The 25,733-nt window shown below is 55.2% G+C and carries 20 protein-coding genes and 3 tRNA genes; 4 read left to right on the top strand and 19 right to left on the bottom strand.

Going from position 1 to position 25,733, the window contains the following annotated elements; translation table 11 throughout:
• Nucleotides 1-148: 148 nt before the first annotated feature.
• The 14 genes from rlmB to nnr all read right to left on the bottom strand — a co-directional run bounded on the left by rlmB (nt 149) and on the right by nnr (nt 16,612).
• On the bottom strand, nt 149-883 hold the full coding sequence (rlmB, locus tag K6R05_RS02655) for a 23S rRNA (guanosine(2251)-2'-O)-methyltransferase RlmB (RefSeq protein WP_033734044.1): 735 nt from the start codon (nt 881-883) through the stop codon (nt 149-151).
• 81 nt (nt 884-964) lie between these two features.
• A complete protein-coding gene (gene rnr, locus K6R05_RS02650) occupies nt 965-3,460 on the bottom strand; it encodes a ribonuclease R (protein WP_222924941.1) in 2,496 nt (831 codons plus the stop codon).
• A 16-nt stretch (nt 3,461-3,476) separates the two neighbouring features.
• Nucleotides 3,477-3,920 carry a nitric oxide-sensing transcriptional repressor NsrR gene (gene nsrR / locus K6R05_RS02645; RefSeq protein WP_161734886.1) on the bottom strand — a complete coding sequence of 148 codons (444 nt, stop codon included), beginning with the start codon at nt 3,918-3,920 and terminating at the stop codon, nt 3,477-3,479.
• A gap of 218 nt (nt 3,921-4,138) precedes the next feature.
• Nucleotides 4,139-5,437, bottom strand: a complete 1,299-nt coding sequence (locus K6R05_RS02640; protein ID WP_031592738.1) for an adenylosuccinate synthase — start codon at nt 5,435-5,437, stop codon at nt 4,139-4,141.
• A gap of 166 nt (nt 5,438-5,603) precedes the next feature.
• Nucleotides 5,604-5,804: a DUF2065 domain-containing protein gene (locus tag K6R05_RS02635; RefSeq protein ID WP_010256126.1), complete on the bottom strand. Its 201-nt coding sequence runs from the start codon at nt 5,802-5,804 to the stop codon at nt 5,604-5,606.
• A gap of 56 nt (nt 5,805-5,860) precedes the next feature.
• Nucleotides 5,861-6,865, bottom strand: a complete 1,005-nt coding sequence (gene hflC / locus K6R05_RS02630; RefSeq protein ID WP_161734908.1) for a protease modulator HflC — start codon at nt 6,863-6,865, stop codon at nt 5,861-5,863.
• A 3-nt stretch (nt 6,866-6,868) separates the two neighbouring features.
• Nucleotides 6,869-8,107, bottom strand: coding sequence for an FtsH protease activity modulator HflK (gene hflK, locus K6R05_RS02625; protein WP_161734911.1), 1,239 nt, complete (start codon nt 8,105-8,107; stop codon nt 6,869-6,871).
• A 227-nt stretch (nt 8,108-8,334) separates the two neighbouring features.
• Nucleotides 8,335-9,615 (bottom strand): ribosome rescue GTPase HflX, encoded by a 1,281-nt coding sequence (hflX, locus tag K6R05_RS02620; protein ID WP_161734914.1) that lies wholly within the window; start codon nt 9,613-9,615, stop codon nt 8,335-8,337.
• Between the two features lie 72 nt (nt 9,616-9,687).
• A complete protein-coding gene (hfq, locus tag K6R05_RS02615) occupies nt 9,688-9,999 on the bottom strand; it encodes an RNA chaperone Hfq (RefSeq protein WP_010256116.1) in 312 nt (103 codons plus the stop codon).
• A gap of 103 nt (nt 10,000-10,102) precedes the next feature.
• Nucleotides 10,103-11,053, bottom strand: coding sequence for a tRNA (adenosine(37)-N6)-dimethylallyltransferase MiaA (gene miaA, locus K6R05_RS02610; RefSeq protein WP_161734917.1), 951 nt, complete (start codon nt 11,051-11,053; stop codon nt 10,103-10,105).
• Nucleotides 11,046-12,905: a DNA mismatch repair endonuclease MutL gene (mutL, locus tag K6R05_RS02605; RefSeq protein ID WP_161734920.1), complete on the bottom strand. Its 1,860-nt coding sequence runs from the start codon at nt 12,903-12,905 to the stop codon at nt 11,046-11,048. Before mutL ends, miaA begins: the two co-directional genes overlap by 8 nt.
• A 46-nt stretch (nt 12,906-12,951) precedes the next feature.
• Entirely contained in the window at nt 12,952-14,622 is a 1,671-nt protein-coding gene (gene amiB, locus K6R05_RS02600) for an N-acetylmuramoyl-L-alanine amidase AmiB (RefSeq protein WP_222924940.1), read from the bottom strand.
• Nucleotides 14,619-15,095 carry a tRNA (adenosine(37)-N6)-threonylcarbamoyltransferase complex ATPase subunit type 1 TsaE gene (tsaE, locus tag K6R05_RS02595; protein WP_222924939.1) on the bottom strand — a complete coding sequence of 159 codons (477 nt, stop codon included), beginning with the start codon at nt 15,093-15,095 and terminating at the stop codon, nt 14,619-14,621. The genes amiB and tsaE overlap by 4 nt, the downstream gene beginning before the upstream one ends.
• Nucleotides 15,092-16,612: a bifunctional ADP-dependent NAD(P)H-hydrate dehydratase/NAD(P)H-hydrate epimerase gene (nnr, locus tag K6R05_RS02590; protein ID WP_161734929.1), complete on the bottom strand. Its 1,521-nt coding sequence runs from the start codon at nt 16,610-16,612 to the stop codon at nt 15,092-15,094. The genes tsaE and nnr overlap by 4 nt, the downstream gene beginning before the upstream one ends.
• Here nnr and queG point away from each other — a divergent pair.
• Entirely contained in the window at nt 16,611-17,750 is a 1,140-nt protein-coding gene (gene queG / locus K6R05_RS02585) for a tRNA epoxyqueuosine(34) reductase QueG (RefSeq protein WP_222924938.1), read from the top strand. The two genes, nnr and queG, sit on opposite strands and share 2 nt — an antisense overlap.
• 350 nt (nt 17,751-18,100) lie before the next feature.
• Here the strand turns inward: queG and K6R05_RS02580 are convergent.
• From K6R05_RS02580 to orn, 4 genes are all read right to left on the bottom strand, one after another.
• Nucleotides 18,101-18,176, bottom strand: a tRNA-Gly gene (locus K6R05_RS02580).
• Nucleotides 18,177-18,201: 25 nt separating this feature from the next.
• A tRNA-Gly gene (locus K6R05_RS02575) sits at nt 18,202-18,277 on the bottom strand.
• 30 nt (nt 18,278-18,307) lie between these two features.
• Nucleotides 18,308-18,383: transfer RNA gene (locus K6R05_RS02570), tRNA-Gly, on the bottom strand.
• 154 nt (nt 18,384-18,537) lie between these two features.
• Nucleotides 18,538-19,086, bottom strand: coding sequence for an oligoribonuclease (gene orn / locus K6R05_RS02565; protein WP_003855299.1), 549 nt, complete (start codon nt 19,084-19,086; stop codon nt 18,538-18,540).
• A gap of 101 nt (nt 19,087-19,187) precedes the next feature.
• Between orn and rsgA the strand changes: the two genes are divergently transcribed.
• From rsgA to mscM, 3 genes are all read left to right on the top strand, one after another.
• On the top strand, nt 19,188-20,237 hold the full coding sequence (gene rsgA / locus K6R05_RS02560) for a small ribosomal subunit biogenesis GTPase RsgA (RefSeq protein WP_161734935.1): 1,050 nt from the start codon (nt 19,188-19,190) through the stop codon (nt 20,235-20,237).
• Nucleotides 20,238-20,407: 170 nt separating this feature from the next.
• Nucleotides 20,408-21,307, top strand: a complete 900-nt coding sequence (asd, locus tag K6R05_RS02555; RefSeq protein WP_161734938.1) for an archaetidylserine decarboxylase — start codon at nt 20,408-20,410, stop codon at nt 21,305-21,307.
• Nucleotides 21,308-21,321: 14 nt separating this feature from the next.
• Complete coding sequence (gene mscM, locus K6R05_RS02550) at nt 21,322-24,651, top strand: miniconductance mechanosensitive channel MscM (protein ID WP_161734941.1); 3,330 nt, start codon at nt 21,322-21,324, stop codon at nt 24,649-24,651.
• A 48-nt stretch (nt 24,652-24,699) separates the two neighbouring features.
• Here the strand turns inward: mscM and mdh are convergent, their stop codons facing one another.
• On the bottom strand, nt 24,700-25,638 hold the full coding sequence (gene mdh, locus K6R05_RS02545) for a malate dehydrogenase (protein ID WP_161734944.1): 939 nt from the start codon (nt 25,636-25,638) through the stop codon (nt 24,700-24,702).
• Nucleotides 25,639-25,733: the final 95 nt, after the last annotated feature.

The raw sequence follows: 25,733 nt of genomic DNA, 5'->3' as shown, positions 1-25,733 counted from the left end.
CACTCACCCGGATCACTTACTCATGTAAGCTCATCGGGATGCGTTCTCTTGCCGCCTCAATGCAACCCGAAATCCTTTGGGTATATACGAATGACGCGCAGTTATGCCTGGTACAGAAACTAATTTGTGGCGAGGATCACATCGGGGATCAGGCGTTGCGCTGACGCACCGCTTCAAACAGGCAGACACCGGTTGCAACCGAGACGTTGAGTGAAGAAACACTGCCCGCCATCGGGATGCTGATCAGCTCATCGCAATGCTCGCGGGTCAGACGACGCATGCCTTCGCCTTCCGCGCCCATTACCAGCGCCATCGGACCGGTCATTTTGCTCTGGAAGACGGTATGGTCCGCTTCACCTGCGGTGCCGACCACCCAGATGTTGTACTCCTGCAGCAGGCGCAGTGTACGCGCAAGATTAGTGACGCGAATCAACGGCACATTCTCTGCCGCACCGCTGGCCACTTTTTTGGCCGTGGCATTCAGGGGAGCAGAACGATCTTTGGGCACGATAATCGCATGAACACCGGCCGCATCGGCGCTGCGCAGGCAGGCACCCAGGTTGTGCGGATCGGTAACCCCATCCAGCACCAGCAGGAAAGGCTTCTCCAGGCTCTGCAGCAGATCCGGCAGGTCGCCTTCCTGATACTGACGACCCGGTTTTACCCGTGCCACGATGCCCTGATGCACACCGCCTTCAACCTGGCTATCGAGCCACTTACGCTCGGCCAGTTGAATCACGATCCCCTGAGCTTCCAGCGCGGCGACCACGGGTTGCAGGCGACGATCGTCGCGGCCTTTGAGGATAAAGACTTCCTGGAAACGTTGTGGATCACGTTCCAGCAGCGCCTGCACGGCATGGATACCAAAAATAATTTCGCTCATCGATCTGCTCAGTGGTTGGAAATGAATAAATGACCGCCCTTTCTGCGGAAAGAAAGGGCGGGTATGCGCACTCTATTACGCTCAGCCTTCAGGCTCAGCTTTTTTTCTGGCGCGCTTCGCCCGGGTGGCGGCGGCGATTTTACGGGTTTTTTCCGAGACGTTTTTACTTTTTTTCTCGGTATTCGCCACGGCTGGTTTGCCCTTGTCACCCCGGAATGCAGCATCCGGCTCGAAGTTGGACTTTTTGTTCACGTTACGACGACGCTTCGCTGGCGCGTTGTCTTCACGCTTCGCCCGATCACGCGCGGTTTTACCCTCACCACGCACCTGACGCTGGCTGGAGATAAGAGCGAAGTCGATTTTACGCTCGTCCATATGGACCGCTTCGACACGTACTTCAACGGTGTCACCCAGACGATAGGTACGGCCGCCCGATTCACCAATCAGACGCTGACCTACCGGGTCAAAACGGTAGTAATCGTTGTCGAGGGTTGAAACGTGGACCAGTCCGTCGATGAACAGATCGCTCAGGCGGACAAAGAAGCCAAATCCGGTCACGCTGGAGATAACGCCGTTGAAGACGTTGCCAACCTGGTCCTGCATGAAGTCACACTTGAGCCAGTCCGCGACGTCGCGGGTTGCTTCATCGGCGCGACGTTCGGTCAGGGAACAGTGCAGACCCAGTTGCAGCATCTCCGGCATCTCGTAGTGATAGCCGCCGGTTGCTGTCGTCATATCTTTGGCGACGCTGCGCTCTCTCGGCATCAGGTATTTGATGGCGCGTTGTACCAGGCCTTTACCTTCATCCTGCTCTTTTGCCAGCAGATATTTGATGGCGCGGTGCAGCGTCAGATCCGGGTAGCGGCGAATTGGCGAAGTAAAGTGCGCATACGATGAGAGTGCCAGACCAAAGTGACCGCGGTTTTCCGGATCGTAAACCGCCTGCTTCATCGAACGCAGTAGCATGGTTTGGAGCATCTCTGCATCAGGACGATCGGCAACCTGCTTCAGCAGCGCCGCATAGTCGACAGGCTGCGGTTTGTTGCCGCCTGGCAGAGTCAGTCCCAGCTCGTTTAGCACGGTACGGAAGCTCTTGATGCTCTCATCGGTCGGGCGATCGTGATCGCGGAACAGTGCCGGTTCCTGATTTTTCTCAACGAAGCGTGCTGAGGCGATGTTCGCCAGGATCATGCACTCTTCGATCAGCTTGTGGGCGTCATTACGTGACGCGCGCTCAACACGTTCAATACGGCGCTCGGCGTTGAAGATGAACTTCGCTTCTTCCGTTTCAAACGAGATACCGCCGCGCTCTTCACGTGCAGCATCCAGTACCTGGTAGAGGTTGTGCAGCTCTTCAAGATCTTTGACCAGCGGTGCATACTGCTGACGCAACTCTTTATCGCCCTGCAGGATGTTCCAGACTTTGTTATAGGTCAGACGCGCATGGGAGTTCATCACCGCTTCGTAATGCTTAAAGCCGGTGAGCTTACCTTTAGTCGAAATGGTCATCTCGCACACCATACAGAGTCGATCGACCTGCGGGTTAAGCGAGCATAAGCCATTCGACAAGGCTTCCGGCAGCATCGGCACAACCTGCGACGGGAAGTAGACTGAGGTGCCGCGCTGATGCGCTTCGTCATCCAGTGGCGTACCCGGACGGACGTAATAGCTCACATCGGCGATAGCGACCCACAGACGCCATCCGCCACCGCGTTTTTTCTCGCAGTAGACCGCATCATCAAAGTCACGGGCATCTTCACCATCAATGGTGACCAGCGGCAGTTTGCGCAGATCGACGCGGCCTTTTTTGGCCTCTTCCGGGACGTCTTCTTTCAGCTTGCTGACCTGAGCTTCCACTTCTGGCGGCCAGGTGTGCGGAATTTCATGGGTACGCAGCGCCATATCAACGGCCAGGCTGGTGCCCATATCATCGCCCAGTATCTCAGCCACTTTACCGATCGCTTTGGTGCGACGGTTCGGACGCTGGACCAGCTCAACCACCACCACAGAACCCATGCGGGCATTCATCGTCTCTTCAGGCGGGATGAGGATGTCAAAACTCAGGCGACTGTCGTCAGGCACCACAAAGCCGGCACCCGCATCGGTAAAGTAGCGGCCAACGATCTGATTGTTGCGCGGTTCCTGCACGCGGACCACGCGCGCTTCGCGGCGGCCTTTGCGATCGGCACCCAGCGGCTGCGCCAGGATTACGTCACCGTGCATACAGAATTTCATCTGCTCTGCGGAGAGGTAGAGGTCATCTTTCTGACCTTCTGCCCGCAGGAAGCCGTAGCCATCACGATGGCCAATGACTTTACCCCGCAGGAGATCAAGACGTTCTGGCAGCGCATAGCATTGACGGCGGGTGAACACCAGCTGACCATCACGTTCCATGGCGCGAAGACGGCGACGTAGCGCCTCAAGGTGCTCTTCTTCGTGCAGATTCATCTCTTCAGCCAGCTCTTCACGGCTGGCTGGTTTTTCACGTTTTTCTAACAGAGCCAGAATAAATTCACGGCTTGGAATAGGATTTTCGTATTTTTCAGCTTCTCTATCCTGAAAAGGATCTTTTGACATAGCGGTTCCTCCGATGTCATTTAATATTTATTTCCGGCGGCGATTTGGACAGGATGATTTCATAAAGTGGTGTATTACCTTCGACCAAATCTGCCAGCGTATAGCTATCCAGCTCCTGCAAAAAGCGCTGCACTGCATCGTGCAGTGCCTGCTTCAGACGGCAGGCTGGTGTGATGGAACAGGAGGCGCAGTCCACTAATTGTAGCGGTTCCATCTTGCGTACCACGTCGCCAATGACAATCTGACGAGGCGGCATACCCAGGCGAATGCCCCCATTTTTACCACGCGTTGCGGCAACGTAGCCCGCACGGCTCAGCTGATTGATGATTTTGACCATATGATTACGGGACAAACCATAGGTGTTTGTCACTTCCGTAATATTGGTCTGCTGATCTTCAGGCAACGCTGCCAGATAAATCAGCGCCCGTAAGCCATAATCAGTAAAACTCGTGAGCTGCACAGTAACCTCAGTGAACCTTCAGGCGTGGCATTGCATTATTCGCCCTGTGATTGATGTCAGGATTAAATCGGATTGCCATTCGATTAACTACGATGATAAACCAGAGTCTGATTTGCCGTGCGTTTTTTTAAGCCAGCACAAGGTTTGACAAGCGAAGGGAGGTAAAGTGGCATCAAATAGTGGAAAAACAAGGGCCGGACAGCGTCCGGCCTGAGTGATTATGCGTCGAACGGATCGCGCAGAATCATCGTTTCACTGCGATCGGGACCGGTTGAGATGATATCAATCGGCACACCCGTTACCTCTTCTACACGCTTAATGTAGTCGCGTGCGGCCTGAGGCAAACCTTCCAGCGTCTTCACGCCAAACGTGGTCTCGCTCCAGCCTGGCAGGGTTTCGTAGATCGGCTCAATGCCTTCCCAGTTCTCTGCCGCCAGTGGCGTCGTGGTCACTTCGCGGCCATCAGGCATACGGTAAGCAACACAGATTTTCACTTCTTTCAGGCCATCCAGCACGTCCAGCTTGGTCATGCAGAAACCTGACAGGGAGTTAATCTGAACCGCACGGCGAACCGCGACCGCATCCAGCCAGCCGGTACGACGGCGACGTCCGGTGGTCGCACCAAACTCATTGCCCTGCGCACAGAGGAATTCGCCAGTTTCATCGAACAGCTCGGTCGGGAACGGGCCTGCGCCCACGCGGGTTGAGTACGCTTTCACAATACCCAGCACGTAGTCGACATAACGCGGACCAATGCCTGAACCGGTTGCCACGCCACCTGCGGTCGTGTTGGACGACGTCACGTACGGATAGGTTCCGTGATCGATATCCAGCAGCGTACCCTGCGCGCCTTCAAACATAATCAGATCGCCACGCTTACGCGCAACGTCCAGCAGTTCAGAGACGTCAACCACCATGCCCGTGAGGATGTCAGCGACTTCCATCACATCGCTCAGCACTTTGTCGAAGTCCACTGCCGGCTCTTTGTAGTACTCAACCAGCTGGAAGTTGTAGAAATCGACCACTTCTTTCAGCTTGGCAGCAAAGGTTTCTTTGTTGAACAGGTCGCTAACGCGCAGTGCACGGCGAGCGACTTTATCTTCATAAGCAGGGCCGATGCCACGGCCGGTAGTACCAATCGCTTTGGCACCACGGGCACGTTCACGCGCCATATCCATCGCAACGTGATATTGCAGGATCAGCGGACAGGCTTCAGAAATCAGCAGACGTTCACGTACCGGGATCCCGCGCGCTTCCAGGCCTTTCATCTCTTTCATTAAGGCTTCAGGAGAAAGCACTACGCCGTTACCAATAATGCTGGTTACGTTATCGCGCAGAATGCCAGAAGGGATCAGGTGGAGGACGGTTTTTTCACCGTTGATGACAAGCGTGTGGCCCGCATTGTGGCCGCCTTGATAACGCACAACGTAATTCGCGCGCTCAGTCAGAAGGTCTACAATCTTACCTTTACCTTCGTCACCCCATTGGGTGCCCAGTACGACGACGTTCTTACCCATTTCTCAAAATCACCGATTGCTTAAAAAAGGATTCTACCATCTGATCCCATGGCTTTCAGCACTTTTAGCATACGATTGCGCGCTTTTTTGCCTGAGTTTTGATCACTACAACATGTTGGGGATAATGGCGCGAAGAGGCACAATTTAGCCGGTGTGAACTCGGGTACTAGAGGTTGCCGTGCAGGCTGAGCATGCAGTAAATCACCATGCCAGCAACGACCAGTCCTCCCCCAAAGCGGTGCAGCAGACGATCGGGCAACCGCGTCATCGTCAGGATCATGCGTCGCCAGGCGCGCGGCATAAACATCGGTCCCAACCCTTCCAGCACTAACACCAGCGCCAGCGCCATCCAGATGCTTGTTTTCATTCTGAATCCTAAAAAAAAGGCCGACAACATTGTCGGCCCACAGGTTATATCAGTTCTTAGCGTGTTGCGTTAGAGGGCGCCTTCATATATCGGAAGAAGTCGCTATCCGGGCTTAACACCATCACATCCTGATCGCTATTGAAGCTGTTTTCATAGGCACGCAGGCTACGAATAAAGGCGTAGAAGTCAGGATCTTTACTGAACGAATCGGCAAACAGCCGCGCCGTTTCCGCATCACCATCACCGCGCGTGATCAGGGCTTCACGCTGGGCTTCAGCCAGCGTACGCGTCACCTGATAATCGGCCTGGGCGCGCAGTTTTTCCGCCTCTTCCTGACCCTGTGAACGCTGACTACGCGCTACGGCTTCACGCTCAGCACGCATACGGTTGAAGATGGCATCGGAGACTTCTGTCGGCAGGTTGATCTGCTTGATGCGCACATCCACAACCTGAATACCCAGTGCTGCCATACTGTTCGGATTCGGTGCCGGCTCGCTGCTGTTGGTTTCGCGCTCGACACGGGCTGCTGCGCTGGCAATCGCATCATCAGCCGCAGGCGTGGCGATTTCATCATCGCTGCCCGCAGAACCAGTATTCAGCGCGTCACGCACATCGGTGGTCAGGCGACCACGGGAGTCTGTGACGATATCCTTCACATCCAGACGACCCATTTCAGAACGCAAACGGTCACTGAACTTACGTTTCAGCAGCACTTCTGCCTGAGAAACATCACCGCCACCGGTAGCCAGGTAGTAGCGACTGAAATCGCTGATACGCCATTTGATGTAGGAGTCCACGATCAAATCTTTCTTCTCTTTGGTGACGAAGCGATCGGCCTGGTTATCCATCGTCTGAATTCGCGCATCCAGCGTTTTAACCGTTTCCAGGAATGGAATCTTAAAATGCAGACCCGGCTCAAATACCTGCGGTTTGTTTTCGCCGTCGCGCAGGACTTTACCGAAGCGCAGAACAATGCCTCGCTGCCCTTCCTGCACCACAAACAGCGACGCATAGAGCGCCACCAGCACGACAATGATTAAAAATACTATTGGCTTACGCATCGATTACTCTCTCCCTTCGCGCTGGCTGTCGCTGCGCTGAGCATTCGCCCGACGCTGATCCATGATATTGTCCGGACTGTATGACGACGTGTCATTGCGGCTGGCGTTGCGATCGGAGATGGCTGGCAGCGAAGAACTGTTACCGCCTTTCTGACCATTCTGGCCTGGTGCAGACTGACCACCACGCATCAGTTGATCCAGCGGCAGTACCATCAGGTTGTTACCCCGATCATTAACCAGTACTTTGCGGGTATGGCTCAGCACGCGTTCCATTGTCTCAATATAGAGACGCTCTTTGGTAATTTCAGGCGCGGCTTTATACTCCGGCAAAATCTTGGCGAAACGCGCCACTTCACCCTGCGCTTCCAGCACGGTACGCTCTTTGTAAGCGCGCGCCTCTTCCAGAATACGTTGCGCCTGGCCATTAGCTCGAGGCTGAACTTCGTTGGCGTAAGCTTCTGCTTCACGGACATACTGTTCGCGGTTTTCACGTGCGGCAATCGCATCATCAAACGCAGACTTCACCTCTTCCGGCGGACGGGCAGCCTGGAAGTTGACGTCCAGTACCGCGATCCCCATGTTGTAAGGGCGAATTGTTTCATCGATTTCACGCTGGGTATCGCTACGCACCACGGTACGACCTTCAGTCAGAATGCGGTCCATGGTAGAACGACCAATCACGCCGCGCAGCGCACTGTCAGTCGCCTGACGCAGACTGTCATCCGCGCTGGTGACGGCATAAAGATAACGTTCCGGATCGGTCACGCGATACTGCACGTTCATCTCCACGCGTACCACGTTCTCATCTGAGGTCAGCATCACGCCAGAAGCCGCCAGTTCACGCACCGATTCAACGTTAACCGCACGTACCTGATCAACAAATGTCGGTTTCCAGTTCAGGCCGGGCTCAACCAGGTGACTGAACTTACCGAAGCGCGTTACCACGCCGCGTTCCGCTTCTTTGATGGTGTAGAAACCGCTTGCAGCCCAGATGACTACAGCAGCAACAGCCACGATGCCAACGATTTTGCCTCCGCTGCCGGAGCCGCGTTGACCGTTATCGCTCTGTTTGCCACCACCCAGTCCACCAAGCTTCTTGCTCAGCTTACGGAAGATATCATCCAGATCAGGAGGCCCGGATTCCCGTCCTCCCTTATTTCCCCCAGAGTTGCCGCCTTGATTATTGCTGCTTCCCCACGGGTCGCGGTCCTGTCCGTTATTTCCGGGCTGATTCCACGCCATGTCTCTACTCCATTTATTGTAATTACGGTTTTTACCCTTCATCTTTCGGATTGCAGCGGTGTTGGCTGCCTTCGCTCACCCCGCTCACTCATCTGCGTAAGCGCCCGGGGATTCACTCAGTTGCCGCCTTGCTGAAATCCGAAATACCCGGGTAAATCCTGCGTATTCAGGCCTGCAACGAAAGTGCGACAATCTTCAATTTTTAAGGTAAATGCGTTTGGGCAATATCAAACAATGTAACTGGTCAGCGACGGTTCCTGCTTACATAAACGCATCCACTCAATGATGGGCATACGTATCTGCAATCCTACACTGCCGTCGTCTTCATTCCACTCTTTCTCAATCGCCTGCAACTGATAGAAACGGCTGCGAAGTCGCCCCGCCTCCGGTGGCAGACGTAACGCGTGCTGGGCAATTTCACCTGACAGGCGCTCGGACAGGGCCTGCCACAGCAACGGAATGCCTGCACCAGTCTGGGCGGAAAGCCAGACGCGGATGGGCAGGTTCTCTTCGTTGCGATCGATACGCGGTTCGAATCCGTCGAGCATATCGATTTTATTCATGACCAGTAAGGTCGGAATTTCGTCCGCTTCGATCTCTTCCAGTACGGTATCGACGGCGGCGATATTTTCCGTAACGCGAAGATCGGCACCATCAATCACGTGCAGTAACAGCGTCGCCTGACGTGTCTCCTGCAGCGTAGCTTTAAATGCGGCAACCAGATCGTGAGGAAGATGGCGGATAAAGCCCACCGTGTCCGCCAGAACGACATCTCCGACATCGGCAACATTCAGACGGCGCAGTGTAGGGTCAAGTGTCGCAAACAGCTGGTCTGCGGCAAAGACGTTGGCAGAGGTCATGGCGTTAAAGAGGGTCGACTTGCCGGCATTGGTGTAACCCACCAGCGAAACCGTTGGCACATCCGCTTTAGCACGAGACTGTCGTCCCTGCTCACGCTGTTTTTCAACCCGCTCAAGACGTGACAGGATCTGACTTATACGTCCGCGCAGCAGACGACGGTCGGTTTCTAACTGTGTTTCACCCGGGCCACGCAAGCCTATCCCGCCTTTCTGACGTTCAAGGTGCGTCCAGCCGCGTACCAGACGTGTCGCAAGATGGCGCAGCTGTGCCAGCTCAACCTGCAATTTACCTTCGTGGGTACGTGCGCGTTGGGCAAAGATATCCAGAATCAGACCGGTGCGATCAATGACACGGCATTCGCACAGGCGCTCGAGGTTTCTTTCCTGAGCGGGCGTAAGGGCATGATCGAATAATACGACCGATGCTCCTGTTGTTTTTACCGCATCGGCAATTTCAACGGCTTTTCCTTCACCGACAAAATACTTGGGGTGTGGCGCTTTGCGGCTGCCAGTAACCACTTGCAGCGCCTCAACGCCAGCAGAAGAGACCAGGGTTTCAAACTCCTGTAAATCTTCTACTTCTTTGTCTTGGGAGAACCAGATGTGTACCAGTACGGCCTGCTCACCGGCTTCATAACGGTCAAACAAGCTATAACCTCGCTAAATAAAAGACCAGGACGGAAAACCGCTGTTCTCCGTTCCTGGCTGTACGGTGACGCGTTATTCTGCGTTATCACCGTCTTGTTGTGGCTGTGGCTGCGCAGTTGTGTTGCTGCCGCCATGATGGTAATTGTTGCTGCCGCCACCGGTATTATTGCTATGGTGAGAAACCGGGCGTGAAGGAACAACGGTAGAAATGGCGTGCTTATACACCATCTGACTCACCGTGTTTTTCAACAAAATGACGAACTGATCAAATGACTCAATCTGACCCTGCAGCTTAATACCGTTAACCAGATAAATCGAAACCGGAACACGTTCACGACGCAGTGCGTTCAAAAACGGGTCTTGTAATGATTGCCCCTTAGCCATTCTATCTTTTCCTTATATGCTTGTTGTTTGTTGCAAGTAGAACCTATGGTTCTGAAAAAACTGCGTAAAAATTTGCGCACGATAACCCATCAATTGTACACAATCACCCATGCTTCGCACTAAGAACCTGTAACACTGTATCACGCGCCAGCCGGGGCTCGTCACTGTCAAGCCAGTGAACATTTTCCCAACCGCGTAACCAGGTCATCTGTCGCTTAGCAAGCTGCCGGGTTGCGCAAATTCCCCGATAAACCATCTCGCTGTAATCGATTTCGCCCGACAAATAAGACCACATCTGACGATAACCAACACAACGAATGGAAGGCATGTCCGTATGCAAATCACCTCGTGCAAACAGGGCCCGAGACTCCGCTTCAAATCCTGACGCCAACATCTGCTCAAAACGCAACGCGATGCGCTGGTGCAGCAATTCGCGGCTCGCGGGGGCGATGGCAAACTGTTGCACGTCGTAGGGTAACGCTTCACCGGATGTTTTTGTCAGTTCCGTTAAAGTTTTACCCGAAATAAAAAAAACTTCCAGTGCTCGCGAAAGTCTCTGCGGATCATTCGGATGAATACGACTGCCGGCAACCGGGTCGATTTCACACAGCTGGCGGTGTAAAGCTTCCCAGCCTTTTTCACGCGCCGTTTGCTCTATCCGCTGACGAACGTCGGGATCGGCCGAGGGCAACGGCGACAATCCTTCAAGTAACGCCTTGAAGTAGAGCATGGTTCCACCAACAAGCAACGGTATTCGTCCGGCTTCAACGATATCCGCCATTTCTGCTAAAGCATCCCGCCGGAACTCCGCTGCCGAATAGGTTTCTGCGGGGTCGCGGATGTCGAGCAGACGATGGGGCGCCACTGCTAACTCCTCAGCCGACGGTTTCGCCGTGCCAATATCCATCTGACGATAGATTAAGGCAGAATCTACGCTGATTAGTTCCACTGGTAACTGCTTACGCAATTCAATTGCTAAAGCCGTTTTGCCAGACGCCGTGGGTCCCATCAAAAAAATAGCCTTTGGCCGGCCAGCCTGGTTTAATTCACTCATGCTTCAACGCGTTGATCGCGCTCTCAATCTCTATGGGCTGTAATAAGCCTGAAGGCGGCGATTTCAGCAGCTGTGGGCAAAGCCGTTCAAGCTCTGCCAGCAGGTTGATCGCCTGTGAGTGATTCCAGTCGGAGGACTCTGTATCCTGACGCCGCGCCAGCCACTGGGCCAGTTGCGTCGCAGAGATCTCCTGCTGCCGGGCGAGATAGCCTAACAGCTCAGGAATCAAGATTTGTAAATTTTGTGTTCGTAACGGTAAAGGCACCGCGCGCAATGTCACGTGGTCTCCTTCGGGCTGAAGTTCAATGCCCATCTGATTGAGCAGGCTGCTCTTTTCTTTTGCTGCCTGTCGTTCTTCCTGGGCGATTTTCAGGCGCACCGGGATCAATAGTGGCTGCGGTTTAAGCCCCTCTTCGCCCGGTTCAAGCTGCGCCTGTTTCAGCCAGCGCGCCGCCACCGGCAACGCCATCAGCATTAATGTCTGATCCTGCTCCAGCAGTGCAAAGTGATTGTGTAACACGGTCAGTACACGGCCAAAACTTTGAGCATGCGCGGCCAGTGGCGAGGGTCTTTCGGGCTGACGCGCTATCGGCTCGCGGGCTTTTGGCGGTGATGACGTGCTGACAGGCGTTTTCAGCAACTGCTGATAAACCGCCCCTTCACGTTGACGATACCCATTCTCTTTGTTCTGCCAGGCCGGAGCAGGCTGTGTTTCACGCCCGGATGCTGCTGATTTCTTCTCACTGACGGATGCCGATGGCTGCGCAAAATGATTACCGCCTGCTGCCTGACGGTTTTCCGGCTGCCAGCGCGGTGCGGGCTCTTCTGCCTGGAGCGCAGGTAAGGTCGGTGTCGCCATCGCCTGTAATGCGCTGACCACACCCTGATAGATAAAATCATGCACCAGGCGTGATTGATGAAACCGTACTTCGTGCTTGGCCGGATGGACGTTGACATCAACCTGATGTGGGTCGATCTCCAGATAGAGCACATAAGCGGGCTGCTGGTCATCCTGGAGCTGAGTCTGGAACGCCTGGCGAATAGCGTGGTTAATCAGTTTATCGCGCATCATTCGGCCATTCACATAGCAATACTGCAGATCGGTGACCTGGCGCGAACCGGCAGGGTCGGCAACCCAGCCGCGCAGCGAGAGGTCGTCATGCTGCCAGTCGATGCGCAGCGCATGCTGCATAAACGTGGTGCCGCAGATAGAAGCCAGCCGCCGTTCGCGCTGGCTCTCCTCGCTGACGGCCCGATACTGACGCATCATTTTACCGTTGTGGCTTAGCGAAAGGGCGACATCAAAACGTGCCAGGGCAATACGGCGAATGACCTCGTCGATATGACCGAACTCGGTTTTCTCGGTGCGCATAAATTTGCGGCGTGCCGGCGTGTTATAAAACAGGTCCAGCACTTCCAGTGTGGTACCACAGGGATGCGCCGCCGGTTTAACCGTTACCGCCATATCACGCCCTTCTGCATAGGCCTGCCAGGCTTCAGTTTGATCGGCGGTGCGTGAGGTGAGTGTCAGACGGGAGACAGAACTGATACTGGCCAACGCTTCACCACGAAAACCCAGGCTCATGATCGCTTCCAGGTCATCCAGTGAGGTTATTTTACTGGTAGCGTGACGGGCGAGTGCCATCGACAGCTCGCTTTTCACGATGCCGCACCCGTTGTCACGAATGCGAATCAGCTTTGCGCCGCCTTTTTCAATATCAACGTCAATACGCGTCGCGCCGGCATCCAGGCTATTCTCCACCAGCTCTTTAACCACGGAGGCAGGACGCTCAACCACTTCACCCGCCGCAATCTGGTTAGCCAGCTGGGGTGGTAAAATTTGAATCGGCATGGTTTTCCTTTTAGCTGGTAGCCCGGCGCAGGGGCCGGGCAAACAATCAGGATGCAGGAATTTTCAGGTTCTGCCCCAACATGACGTTGGTCGACTTCAGATTATTGGTCTGCATTATCGCTTTTGGACTGACGCCGTAGTGTGCGGCAATGCCGGTTAATGAATCGCCCACCACAACTTTGTGGCGCACAACGCCGCGCGGCGTAGCGCGCGTGGTGCGACTGGCGACTGCACTGGCCGGCACTTTGAGCCGCTGTCCGACCCACACCACATCCCGCTTCAGGGTGTTCATCTCACGCAGGGTGTTCATGCTGACGCCATACTGCGCGGCAATACCGGAAAGTGTCTCACCACGCGTTACCGTATGGCGCTGCGTTGCTCCGGTATATTGTGTCACACCTGTCGCCGGGTTGCTGGCGACGCTAACCGCTGGCGACGAGCCCAGCGGCCGGTTTTCCTCCTTTGGGATGGATTGCAGCGGGTGCGCCAGGAAATAAGTGCGCAGACCCTTATAGATCGACTGCGCAATCTTATCCTGGTGTGCGCTACTGCCAAGCAGTCGCTCCTCCGAGGAATTACTGATAAAGCCGGTTTCCACCAGCAAAGAAGGAATATCGGGTGAACGCAGCACGCCAAGACTGGCATGCTCAGGCAGACGTTTATGCAGCGACGTCACGCTACGCATCTGCTGCAACACTTTCTGGGCGATGTCATAACCGACCCGCTGCGAGTGGCCGAATTGCAGGTCAAGTACCGCCTGGCTGAGGTAGGGGTCGGCCTGACTGTTAGCCAGCAGGTCACCTGCGCCGCCCAGCAGCTCAGACTGTTTCTCTTTCTGCTCCAGCCAGTTAGCCATCTCGTTATTGGCCCGGCGGTTTGATAATACCCAGACCGATGCACCGGTCGCCGCATGGCTCGGCGCGGCGTCAGCATGAATTGAAACCAGCACGTTGGCGTTGGCTTTACGCGCCACGTCGGAGCGGCCCATAACCGAGATAAAATAGTCGCCATCACGCGTCAGGACGCCTTTAAACATCGGATCGTTATTCAGCAACACCCGCAGTTTACGTGCAATCGCGATCGTGACGTTCTTCTCTTTCAGTCCGCGCTGCCCGATGGCGCCGGGATCCTGACCGCCATGTCCGGCATCAATCGCCACAATCACGGTATCGTTCTGGCTAACGGCCCGGCCAGGACTCACGGTGCTGGCTGTGCTGGTCACGGACGTCACCGGATTCGAATTAAAGGGGTTAGCCGCTGCGGCACTCTGGGTGGGTACGCGCGTCGGTGCTGTGACGGGCGCAGGCACACTGCGCGTAACAGCAGGTGGCTTACCGGTAATGGTGAAGACTACGCTGTAGCTGTTGCCATTGCGTTGGGTGACCGCCCGGGTTTTACCCGCCTGCGTCAGCTCAAACACCAGCCGCACGCTCTGTTTATCTTTAGGGGTGCTGGTGCGAATTCGCTTTACGATGTTTTCACCGCTGAAATTTAACGGCAGCCCCTGAACCACGCCGCTCTGGCGCACATCCAGCACTACACGATTCGGGTTGTGCAGAGAGAAAAAGGCATAGACCGGCTGTCCGGCAAAGTTCAGCGTAACGGTAGCCTGACTATCGCCATTGGCCACTTTGATATCAGACAGCGTGGCAGCAAACAGGGGCGTACAGACCAGCAGCAGCAGTGATACCAGTGCTATTTTCATCCGTGACATCATGCCTCATCCCTGCTTTGACCAACGTGTTCAAGCCACTGCTGGCCGGACGCGGATTGTGCCGTCAGTTCTGCTTCACGCGCCTCACCCGCATAACGTAGCGTTAAGGTGAGATCGGGCTGTGGCAGAAAACCGGCACCCTGCTGAGGCCATTCCACCAGACAGATAGCATCACCGCTGAAGTAGTCGCGGATGCCCATAAACTCAAGCTCTTCGGGATCGGCAAGGCGATAGAGATCGAAGTGGTAGAGCGTACGGTCATCCAGCGTGTAAGGTTCAACGAGGGTGTAAGTAGGACTTTTGACATTGCCCTGATGGCCCAGCGCCTGCAGAAAGCCGCGGCTGAAGGTGGTTTTACCCGCCCCCAGATCGCCATAGAGATAAATCACTGCCGCGCTGCCACAGGCGCGCGCCAGCTGAGCGCCCAAACTGAGCGTAGCCGCCTCATCGGGCAAAGAAATAACACAGGTCTTCATGCTTCTTTATTCATCTCAGGATTAACAAACTGCCACAGCAGATCCAGTAAATCAGTGGCCAGCATACCGCGAGTACCGCGTTCTGCCGCAACCGCATCGGCCGCTGCACCATGTGCAACGCAGCCCGCGCAGGCCGCATCGAACAGCGTCAGTTTCTGACCCACCAGCGAGGCGATAATTCCACTCAGGAGATCGCCCATACCGCCGGACGCCATACCGGCATTGCCTACATCCGCAAAGGCCATTTCGCCCTGCTCGCTGGCAATCAGCGTGCCGGCACCTTTCAGTACCACTACGCCACCATAACGCTGCGCCAATGTCTGCGCTGCATGTAAGCGGTCACTCTCAATTTCACTGGTCTCGATATTCAGCAAACGCGCCGCTTCGCCAGGATGCGGCGTAATAATGCGATTCTGACGTTTCTCAGGACTGATTGCCAGCAGGTTAAGTGCATCCGCGTCCCAAAGCATCGGCTTTTCACTGCCTGCTACCCGCTTCAATGCCTGCTTTCCCCATTCGCGCTGACCCAGACCGGGTCCAATCGCGATGACATCAGCCCACTCCAGCGCCTCCGTCAGGCGTTCATCAGTCAGTTCATCGACCATAATTTCAGGCCGTGCGGTCAGAATAGGAATAATATTATCTTTGTGAGTGAGTACTCGCACCAACCCACTGCCGCTGCGTAACGCGGCTTCTGCCGTCATTCGAACGGCACCCGCGGTGCCCGCATCGCCTCCCACGACCAGCAGCCGGCCGTGACTGCCCTTGTGCGAGGTCGGTTTACGTGGCTTAAGCCAGCGGGTTAATGCGCTGGCATCATAACGGGCGATAGGTGCCTCTTCTCCGGCCAGAAAAGCAGCCAGACCAAGATCGGCATACCAGAGCTTTCCGATGTAGTCTCGCGCCTTGCCGGTGATCTGGCCCGGTTTCAGTGCGACCATACTCAGCGTATGACTGGCATTCATCACCTCGCCGGGCGCAGTGCCGTTGCGCGCGGATAAGCCAGAAGGCATATCAATGGCGACTATCGGTGCCGCATGGGCGTTCGCCTGCTGGATCAGTGTGGCATAAGGTTCTTCGGGCGCACGATTGCTGCCCGTTCCCAGCAGGGCATCGACAATCATATCAACCTGATCTGGCCAGGCCGCATCGGCCGCATGAATTTCACCGCCCGCATCCAGCCATGCGTCCCGCGCACGCTGTGCCTCTTCCGGCAGCGCTTTTTCACTTTCGCACGCCAGCAACGTGATGGTTTTGCCCGCCGCCTGCCCCAGACGCGCCAGCACATAGCCATCACCGCCGTTATTGCCATGACCGCACAGGATCAGCCAGTGGCTGGCCTCTGGCCAGTGCGCTGTCAGATGCTCGTAAGCGGCCTGCCCGGCACGCTGCATCAGCTCATACAGAGTAATCCCGAGCGCATCGGCTCCCTGTTGCTCAAGCTGTGCCACAGCCTGCGCAGGCCAGACAGAATATGGTAAACTGCGGCTGTTTTTCTTCGAATCCTGGTCACTCATGTCATACCCTCTCGATCTTCATGAACTCGCACAACAGATTAAACAGTGGGGATTGGATCTCGGCTTTCAGCAGGTCGGCATCACCGATACCGATCTCAGTGCAGAAGAGCCGCGCCTGCAGGAATGGCTCGATAAGCAGTATCATGGTGAGATGGCATGGATGGCGCGACACGGCATGATGCGGGCGCGTCCTCATGAGTTGCTGCCCGGCACGCTGCGCGTCATCAGCGTTCGTATGAACTACCTTCCGGCCAAAGCTGCCTTTGCCACCACGCTGAAAAATCCCCGACTGGGCTATGTCAGCCGTTATGCACTCGGTCGTGATTACCACAAAGTATTGCGCAATCGACTGAAAAAGCTCGGAGAAATGATCCAGCAGCACTGTGGCGAGCTGAATTTCCGGCCGTTTGTGGATTCGGCACCGCTGCTGGAGCGCCCGCTGGCGGCCAAAGCCGGACTCGGCTGGACCGGCAAACATTCGCTGATACTGAATCGGGAAGCCGGCTCGTGGTTTTTCCTCGGCGAGCTGTTGATCGACATTCCGCTGCCGGTCGACACTCCGCAGCAGGAGCAGTGTGGCCGCTGCGTTGCCTGCATGACCATCTGCCCCACCAGCGCAATCGTTGAGCCTTACGTCGTGGATGCCCGGCGCTGTATCTCCTATCTCACCATTGAGCTGGAAGGGGCTATCCCGGAAGAATTTCGTCCGCTGATGGGTAACCGGATTTATGGCTGCGATGACTGCCAGCTGATCTGTCCGTGGAATCGCTATGGACAACTCAGTGACGAAAGCGACTTTTCACCGCGCGCGGCTTTACATGCACCGGAGCTGCTCGATTTGTTTCAGTGGGATGAAGCGAAATTTTTACGCATTACAGAAGGCTCAGCCATTCGCCGTATTGGCCATTTACGCTGGCTGCGCAATATTGCCGTGGCGCTGGGTAATGCACCCTGGTCGCCCCACATCATTCAGGTGCTGGAACAACGACTTGGTGAGAGTGAACTGCTGGATGAACATATTCAGTGGGCAGTGATACAACAGCAGCAGAAACGTGAGCAGCTGGTAGTTGAAGTGCAGCCCGCCCAGCAGAAACGGCTGGTTCGTGCAGTTGAGAAGGGTTTACCGCGTGATGCATGATTGAACAGCGAGCCGCTGGATATCGTTTTCCACATGCTGTGAATAAAAATAAAAAGCCGTTGTCATTCAACTGCAACAACGCTGATTTCACTGTGGAATAACAAATTGAAATATCTTCATAAACATAAATATCAACCACTTATGAAAAATTTGTGTTTATTTAATAATGAGACTACCGCTGCGGTTAAATCACAAAGCTGTGGATAACTCTGTTCAGAAGATATTTACAGATCGCCCTGACAGGCATGAAAGATGGGGGGTGGTGCTGTGGATAACCTTCAGGAGACAACTAAAATCACGCGACCAAAAACAGCCATATAACGAACTGAAACAGGGGGTGATGTAAAATCTGGAGCGGGAAACGAGACTCGAACTCGCGACCCCGACCTTGGCAAGGTCGTGCTCTACCAACTGAGCTATTCCCGCATAGAAGGGTACTGCTTTATAAAACTGGAGCGGGAAACGAGACTCGAACTCGCGACCCCGACCTTGGCAAGGTCGTGCTCTACCAACTGAGCTATTCCCGCAAAGAGGTTACTGCTTACATTTTAAAAATCTGGAGCGGGAAACGAGACTCGAACTCGCGACCCCGACCTTGGCAAGGTCGTGCTCTACCAACTGAGCTATTCCCGCGCTTTGTACCGATACTAAATTCTTCACCGGTACGGGGTGCGCATTATACGAGAAATCGTTGCTGCTGCAAGCGTCTGAAAGCAAAATTTTTCGCTTTCAGCGCGTTTGCTGATTAAATCAGCAACCTGGTGATTTCATGCGCACCCGTCGTCGATTAAAGCTGCAAAAAGTGTTCGCGGTAGTAGGCCAGCTCCGCCACCGACTCGCGGATATCATCCAGTGCCTGGTGCGTTCCGCCTTTTTTGAAGCCAGGCAGGATCTCCGGTTTCCAGCGGCGAGCCAGCTCTTTCAGGGTACTGACATCCAGATAACGATAGTGGAAGTACGCTTCCAGCTCAGGCATATACTTAAACAGGAAGCGGCGATCCTGCCCGATACTGTTGCCACAGATTGGCGACGTGTTAGCCGGCACCCACTGTTTCAGGAATTCAATGGTCGCCAGTTCGGCTGCGCGATCGTCAATCTGACTTTCCTTCACTCGCGCAACCAGACCACTGTTGGTGTGGGTGCGGACATTCCACTCATCCATCAGCGCCAGCTGCGCATCGGACTGATGGACGGCCATGACCGGCCCTTCCGCCAGAATGTTCAGGTTGGCGTCCGTCACCAGGGTCGCAATCTCAATAATACGATCGTGCGTCGGATCCAGTCCGGTCATCTCAAGATCAATCCAGATCAGATTCTGTTCATTTCCAGTAGCCATGCTGTTTCCTGCGGTTGCGGTAGTCGTCATTCACGATGAATAAGGTGTATCATAGACGTTTTGCCCAGCCGGGCGAAATCTGGCTAACGCTGTGAGGGTGAGTGAGTAAAAATAAACTGTCGAAGGGCCAACAACGCCGCGTAAGCGCTAACCACGATCGCCGTCTCAACCAGCGCAAAGAGCGTCCGGAAGCGGATGACAACCTGTTTGGTGAAGCTGCAGATGGGGTCGTTGTCAGTCGTTTTGGCATGCATGCTGATGTTGAAGATAGTGCAGGCGTCGCCCACCGCTGCAATATCCGCCGGACTATCCGTTCGCTGGTCACAGGCGATCGCGTGCTGTGGCGTCCGGCGACCAGCGGCGGCAAAGGCATAGTTGAAGCGGTGCACGAACGCACCAGCGTATTAACCCGCCCCGATTTTTATGACGGCGTGAAGCCGATGGCGGCGAATATCGACCAGATCATCATCGTCTCTGCAATCCTGCCGGAACTGTCACTGAACATCATCGATCGCTATCTGGTGGCCAGCGAAACGCTGGACATTGAACCCTTACTGGTCCTGAATAAAACCGATTTGCTGGATGACGAAGCGCGCGTCTTAGTCGATCAGCAGATGGATATCTATCGTGATATTGGCTATCGCGTGGTGATGGTCTCCAGCCGGGCGAAAAATGGCCTGGACGATCTGAAAGCGGCCTTAACCGACCGCGTGAGTATCTTTGCCGGTCAGTCTGGCGTCGGCAAATCGAGCCTGCTGAACGCCCTGCTCGGCTTCGATAAAGAAGAGCAGGTCGCGATTCTCACTAAAGAAGTGTCGGATGGCTCAGGCTTAGGCCAGCACACTACAACCGCATCGCGCCTGTATCATTTCCCGCACGGCGGCGACGTGATTGATTCTCCTGGTGTGCGTGAGTTTGGTTTATGGCATCTGGAACCGGAACAGGTTACCCGAGGATTTGTTGAATTCCGCCCTTTCCTGGGCTCTTGCAAATTCCGTGACTGTAAACATGGCAGCGATCCCGGCTGTGCGATTCGTGAAGCGGTCGAACAGGGAAAAATCAACCGATCCCGTTTCGATAACTACCACCGTATTCTGGAGAGCATGGCACAGGTAAAAACGCGTAAAAATTTCCCTGAGGGTGAAAGTTAATCGGTATAACCGCGTCTGAGCGGATAAGCCGCTGCATTTTGCGAAGCAGATTCCGATCATGCGTCCGGACCGTGCAGCGTGCCGGAAATCAGGTATAGTCGCCATCTGAACGGGGCACTGCTACAATCCGCCCCCTTTTTACCATGTCCTGAAATAGCCAGGAGGCTAAGGTGTTTGATCGTTTAAAACTCGGCTTGAATCATATTCTCCCGAAGAAATGGCTGACTGAACTTGCCGGTTGGGGCGCCAGTCGCCGCGGTGGTTGGTTGACCAAACTGGTCATTGACATCTTTGTCTGGTTTTACAAAGTCGACATGGCGGAGGCGCGCAAGCCCGATACCGCCAGTTATCGGACGTTTAATGACTTTTTCGTCCGTCCGCTGAAAGACGATGCGCGTCCGGTGGATGCCGATGCCAGCCTGATCGCCCTGCCCGCAGATGGTGCTATCAGCCAGCTCGGCCATATTCATGGCGATCAGATTTTCCAGGCTAAAGGTCATCACTACACCATCGATGCTCTGCTGGCGGGAGATGAGCGGATGGCCGCTCAATTTGTGGATGGTGAGTTCGTCACCACCTATCTGGCTCCGCGCGATTATCACCGCGTGCATATGCCGTGCAACGGTATCCTGCGTGAGATGATTTATGTGCCTGGCGATCTCTATTCAGTCAACCCGCTGACCGCGCGTAATATTCCCAATCTGTTTGCCCGTAACGAGCGCGTCATCTGCTATTTCGAAACGGATATCGGACCGATGGTGCAGATTCTGGTGGGGGCGACGATTGTCGGCAGCATTGAAACCGTCTGGGCGGGCACCATCACCCCACCGCGTGAAGGTGTGATCAAACGCTGGCACTATCCGGCAGCGGATGATGAAGGTGCGGTAGTACTGCTGAAAGGACAGGAAATGGGTCGCTTTAAACTCGGTTCGACGGTCATCAACCTGTTCGCGCCTGGTCGCGTCAAACTGGCTGAAAGTCTGGAAGCAGAAAGCAAAACCCGTCTGGGTCAACCGCTGGCGATTGTGCTGCCGGTTGCGACAGACATTTCCGACGTCATCATCGACTAAATTGAGTGTCCTCTGTGCGTTCGATTCTCCTCCTGCTGCTGAGCCTGTGGCTCAGCAGCCCGGCCTTCGCGGCCAGCCTTCCTGATGCCAGCCAGCTCAAACAGCAGCTGGAAGAGATAAAATCGGCCAAAAGTTCTCCATCCCAGGCGGAACAGATCCAGACGATTGAAGCTGCCTTAAACTTCCTCTCCGAACGCGATGACTCGCTGGAGCGCGCGGCGCAATATCAGCAGGTGATTGATGACTTTCCGCGTCTGGCGCGCGAACTGCGTCAGCAGATCGCCACACTAAGCGACAGCGGAAAAACCGTACGCAGCAACATGAGCAGCGCCGAGCTGGATCAGGAGATTCTGCAGGTCAGCAGCCAGTTGCTGGAAGAGGGTCGTCAGGCACGCCAGGAGCAGGATCGGGCGCGGGAAATCAGCGATTCGTTGTCGCAATTGCCGCAGCAGCAGACTGAAGCGCGCCGGGCGATGACGGAGAGTGAACGCCGGCTGCAGGGCGTCAGCACCAGTTCACCACAGGGCCAGCTGCAACTGGCCGCTCGCCAGGCGGAAAGCGCCGCAAATAAAGCGCTCGTTGATGAACTTGAGCTGGCCCAGCTCTCCGCCAATAACCGTCAGGAACTGGCGCGGATGCGGGCTGAAGTTCACCAGCGTAAAGCGACGCAGCTTGATAACTATCTGCAGGCACTGCGCAACCAGCTCAATGATCAGCGGCAACGTGAAGCGGAAGTCGCTCTCGCCCGCACCGAGCAACTGGCGGAAAATAGCGGCGATCTGCCGCCGGCGATTAGCGATCAGTTTCGGGTTAACCGCGAACTCTCTGTTGCGCTGAATCAGCAGGCGCAGCGTATGGATCTGGTGGCATCGCAGCAGCGGCTGGCCACCAACCAGATTATTCAGGTCCGTCAGGCGCTCTCTACGTTGAGAGAACAGTCGCAGTGGCTGGGCGCCTCTAATCTGTTGGGCGAAGCGCTTCGGGCGCAGGTCGCGCGTCTGCCAGAGATGCCTAAGTCTCAGCAGATTGATAATGAGATGGCACAGCTTCGCGTACAGCGTCTCTATTACGAAGATCTGCTGGAGCGTCAGGAGACGCTGCGCAAAGGACGGCAGGCAGATGGTCAGCCCTTCACTGCAGAACAGAAGCGTATTCTTGATGCGCAGCTACGCACCCAGCGTGAACTGCTCAACTCCCTGATCTCCGGCTGTGACACCCTGATCCTGGAGATCACTAAGCTCAAGGTCGGCAACACCCAGCTGCAGGATGCGCTGACGGAAGTCAAAGACGCGACGCACCGCTATCTGTTCTGGACCGCTGACGTCAGTCCGATCGGTCTGAGTTATCCGCTGGATCTGGCTAAAGATCTTTCCCGCCTGCTGTCGCTGGATACGCTGGGCCAGCTTGGCAAAGCCATGGCGATGATGTTTACCAGCCGCAACTCGGTGCTGCCGATTATTGGTGCCCTGCTGCTGGTCGGTTTCAGCATCAGTTCGCGCCGCCACTTCAATGCCTTTCTTGAACGTTCTGCCAGCAAAGTCGGCAAGGTCACCCAGGATCGTTTCCGCCTGACTATTCGTACCGTGTTCTGGTCGATTCTGGTGGCGCTGCCGCTGCCGGTGTTATGGGGCGCACTGGGTTACGGCTTGCAGAACGCCTGGCCCTACCCTATCGCCGTGGCGATTGGCGATGGCATTACCGCCACGCTGCCGCTGCTGTGGGCATTTATGATCAGTGCCGCCTTTGCCCGCCCGAATGGTCTGTTCATTGTGCATTTCCGCTGGCCGCAGAACCGGGTAGCGCGCGCCATGCGCTACTACTCGCTGAGCATCGGCCTGATTGTGCCGCTGATTATGCTGCTGATCGCCTTTGGCAACCTGGAAGATCGGCAGTTCTCCTCGTCGCTGGGTCGCCTCTGTTTCATCCTGATCTGCGGAGCAATCAGCATTGTTACGGTAAGCCTGAAGCGATCCGGTATTCCGCTCTATCTCGATAAAGAGGGGAATGGCGAGAATATGGTGAACCGGATGCTGTGGAACCTGATGATCGCCATGCCGCTGATGGCTGCCCTCGCCTCCGCAGTGGGATATCTGGCGACCGCGCAGGCGTTGCTGGCGCGACTGGAAACCTCAGTCGCCATCTGGTTCCTGCTGCTGGTTATCTATCACATTATCCGGCGCTGGATGCTGATTCAGCGTCGCCGTCTTGGTTTTGACCGCGCCCGTCAGCGCCGTGCCGATATGCTGGCTAACCGGGCGCGTAGTGAAGAAGAGAAAGAGCAAAGCGCGCTGAATACCGACGCGATTGAAATCGAAGAACCGGTGATTGATCTCGATGCGATCAGTGCGCAGTCGCTGCGGCTGGTGCGTTCTATCCTGACGCTGATTGCCCTGGTCTCGGTGATCGTGCTGTGGTCAGAAATTCACTCGGCTTTCGGCTTCCTGGAGAATATTCAGCTGTGGGATGTCAGTACGTCCGTACAGGGCGTGGAGTCGATTCAGCCCATCACCCTTGGTTCAGTACTGATTGCTATTCTGGTGTTTATCATCACCACTCAGCTGGTGCGCAATATGCCCGCGCTGCTTGAGCTGGCACTGTTGCAGCATCTTAATCTGACGCCGGGTACCGGTTACGCCATTACCACACTGACCAAATATCTGCTGCTGTTGATTGGCGGGCTGATTGGTTTCTCCATGATTGGTATTGAATGGTCGAAGCTACAGTGGCTGGTTGCCGCACTGGGTGTGGGACTCGGGTTTGGTTTGCAGGAGATTTTTGCCAACTTTATCTCCGGTCTGATTATCCTGTTCGAAAAGCCCATTCGTATCGGCGATACTGTGACGATCCGCGACCTGACCGGCAGCATCACTCGTATTAATACGCGTGCTACCACCATTACCGACTGGGACCGCAAAGAGATCATCGTGCCAAACAAGGCCTTTATCACCGAGCAGTTTATTAACTGGTCGCTGTCCGATTCCGTAACGCGTGTGGTGCTCACCATCCCGGCCCCGGCCAAAGTCAGCAGTGAACAGGTAACCACCATTCTGGTTCAGGCGGCTGAGCGCTGCAGTTATGTGCTTGATACGCCACAGCCGGAAGCCTTCCTCGTCGATTTGCAGCAGGGGATTCAGTTGTTTGAGATCAGGGTACATGCTGCAGAGATGGGGCACCGTATGCCGCTGCGTCATGAACTGCACCAGCTGATTCTGCTCGGATTTGAACAACACGGTATTGAAATGCCGTTCCCACCATTCCAGATGCGCATGGAAACCCTGGGCAAGAAGCTCCCTGCCAGCAACGGTACGCCCGCAGCCCGCGCCTTCAAATCTGGCGGCCTGTAATGAAAACGCCCGGCAAAGCCGGGCGTTATTGCAAGTCTGATCCGTCAGTTACGGCTTAACGAACTCTTCACCCTGAGCAATATCTTTCTTCAGCGTATCGAGCATGCCTGACAGCGCCTGTTGTTCGAAAGCGCTGAGTGTGCCAATTGGTCTGCGTTCAGCAATCCCGTTTTTACCGAGCAGCAGCGGCTGAGAGAAGAAGCGGGCATATTCGCCCTCGCCTTCCACGTAAGCACACTCTATAACATTCGCCTCGCCCTTCAGCGCACGTACCAGTGATAAACCGAAACGTGCAGCCGCCTGGCCCATCGACAGCGTGGCCGATCCGCCACCCGCTTTAGCTTCCACCACTTCTGTGCCGGCGTTCTGAATGCGTTTGGTTAAATCAGCCACTTCCTGATCGCTGAAGCTGACGCCTTTGACCTGTGACAGCAGCGGCAGAATGGTTACGCCAGAGTGGCCGCCAATCACCGGCACTTCCACCTGATCCGGCTGCTTACCTTTCAGCGCGGCCACAAAGGTGTTAGCACGAATAATGTCCAGCGTGGTTACACCGAACAGACGGTTTTTGTCGTAAACGCCGTGCTTTTTCAGCACTTCTGCCGCGATAGCAACAGTGGTATTGACCGGATTGGTAATCACGCCAATCAGCGCTTTAGGGGCCGTGGTGGCAACCTGCTCAATCAGGTTACGAACAATGCCTGCGTTTACATTAAACAGGTCCGCGCGATCCATACCGGGTTTACGTGCGACGCCAGCAGAAATCAGTACCACATCGGCACCCTGTAAGGCAGGCGTGGCGTCTTCTCCACTAAAACCTTCAATAGCTACAGCAGTAGGAATGTGGCTGAGATCAACGGCAACGCCAGGCGTAACCGGCGCAATGTCATACAGTGAGAGTTCTGAACCTGCGGGAAGCTGGGTTTTGAGCAGAAGTGCGAGCGCCTGGCCTATGCCGCCAGCGGCACCGAGAACGGCAACTTTCATTCTTAACTCCTTATTAAGGTGGGGCAGAGATGGGCCGAAATTCTATCTGTGTCAGACCTTAATCAACTGCTCAGGCGATGATAAATATCCGCTGT

It is taken from the genome of Pantoea alfalfae (assembly GCF_019880205.1).
Taxonomy (GTDB): Bacteria; Pseudomonadota; Gammaproteobacteria; order Enterobacterales; family Enterobacteriaceae; genus Pantoea; species Pantoea alfalfae.
Note: the sequence above shows the minus strand (reverse complement) of the source record. Positions and strands in the feature narration are given on the sequence as shown.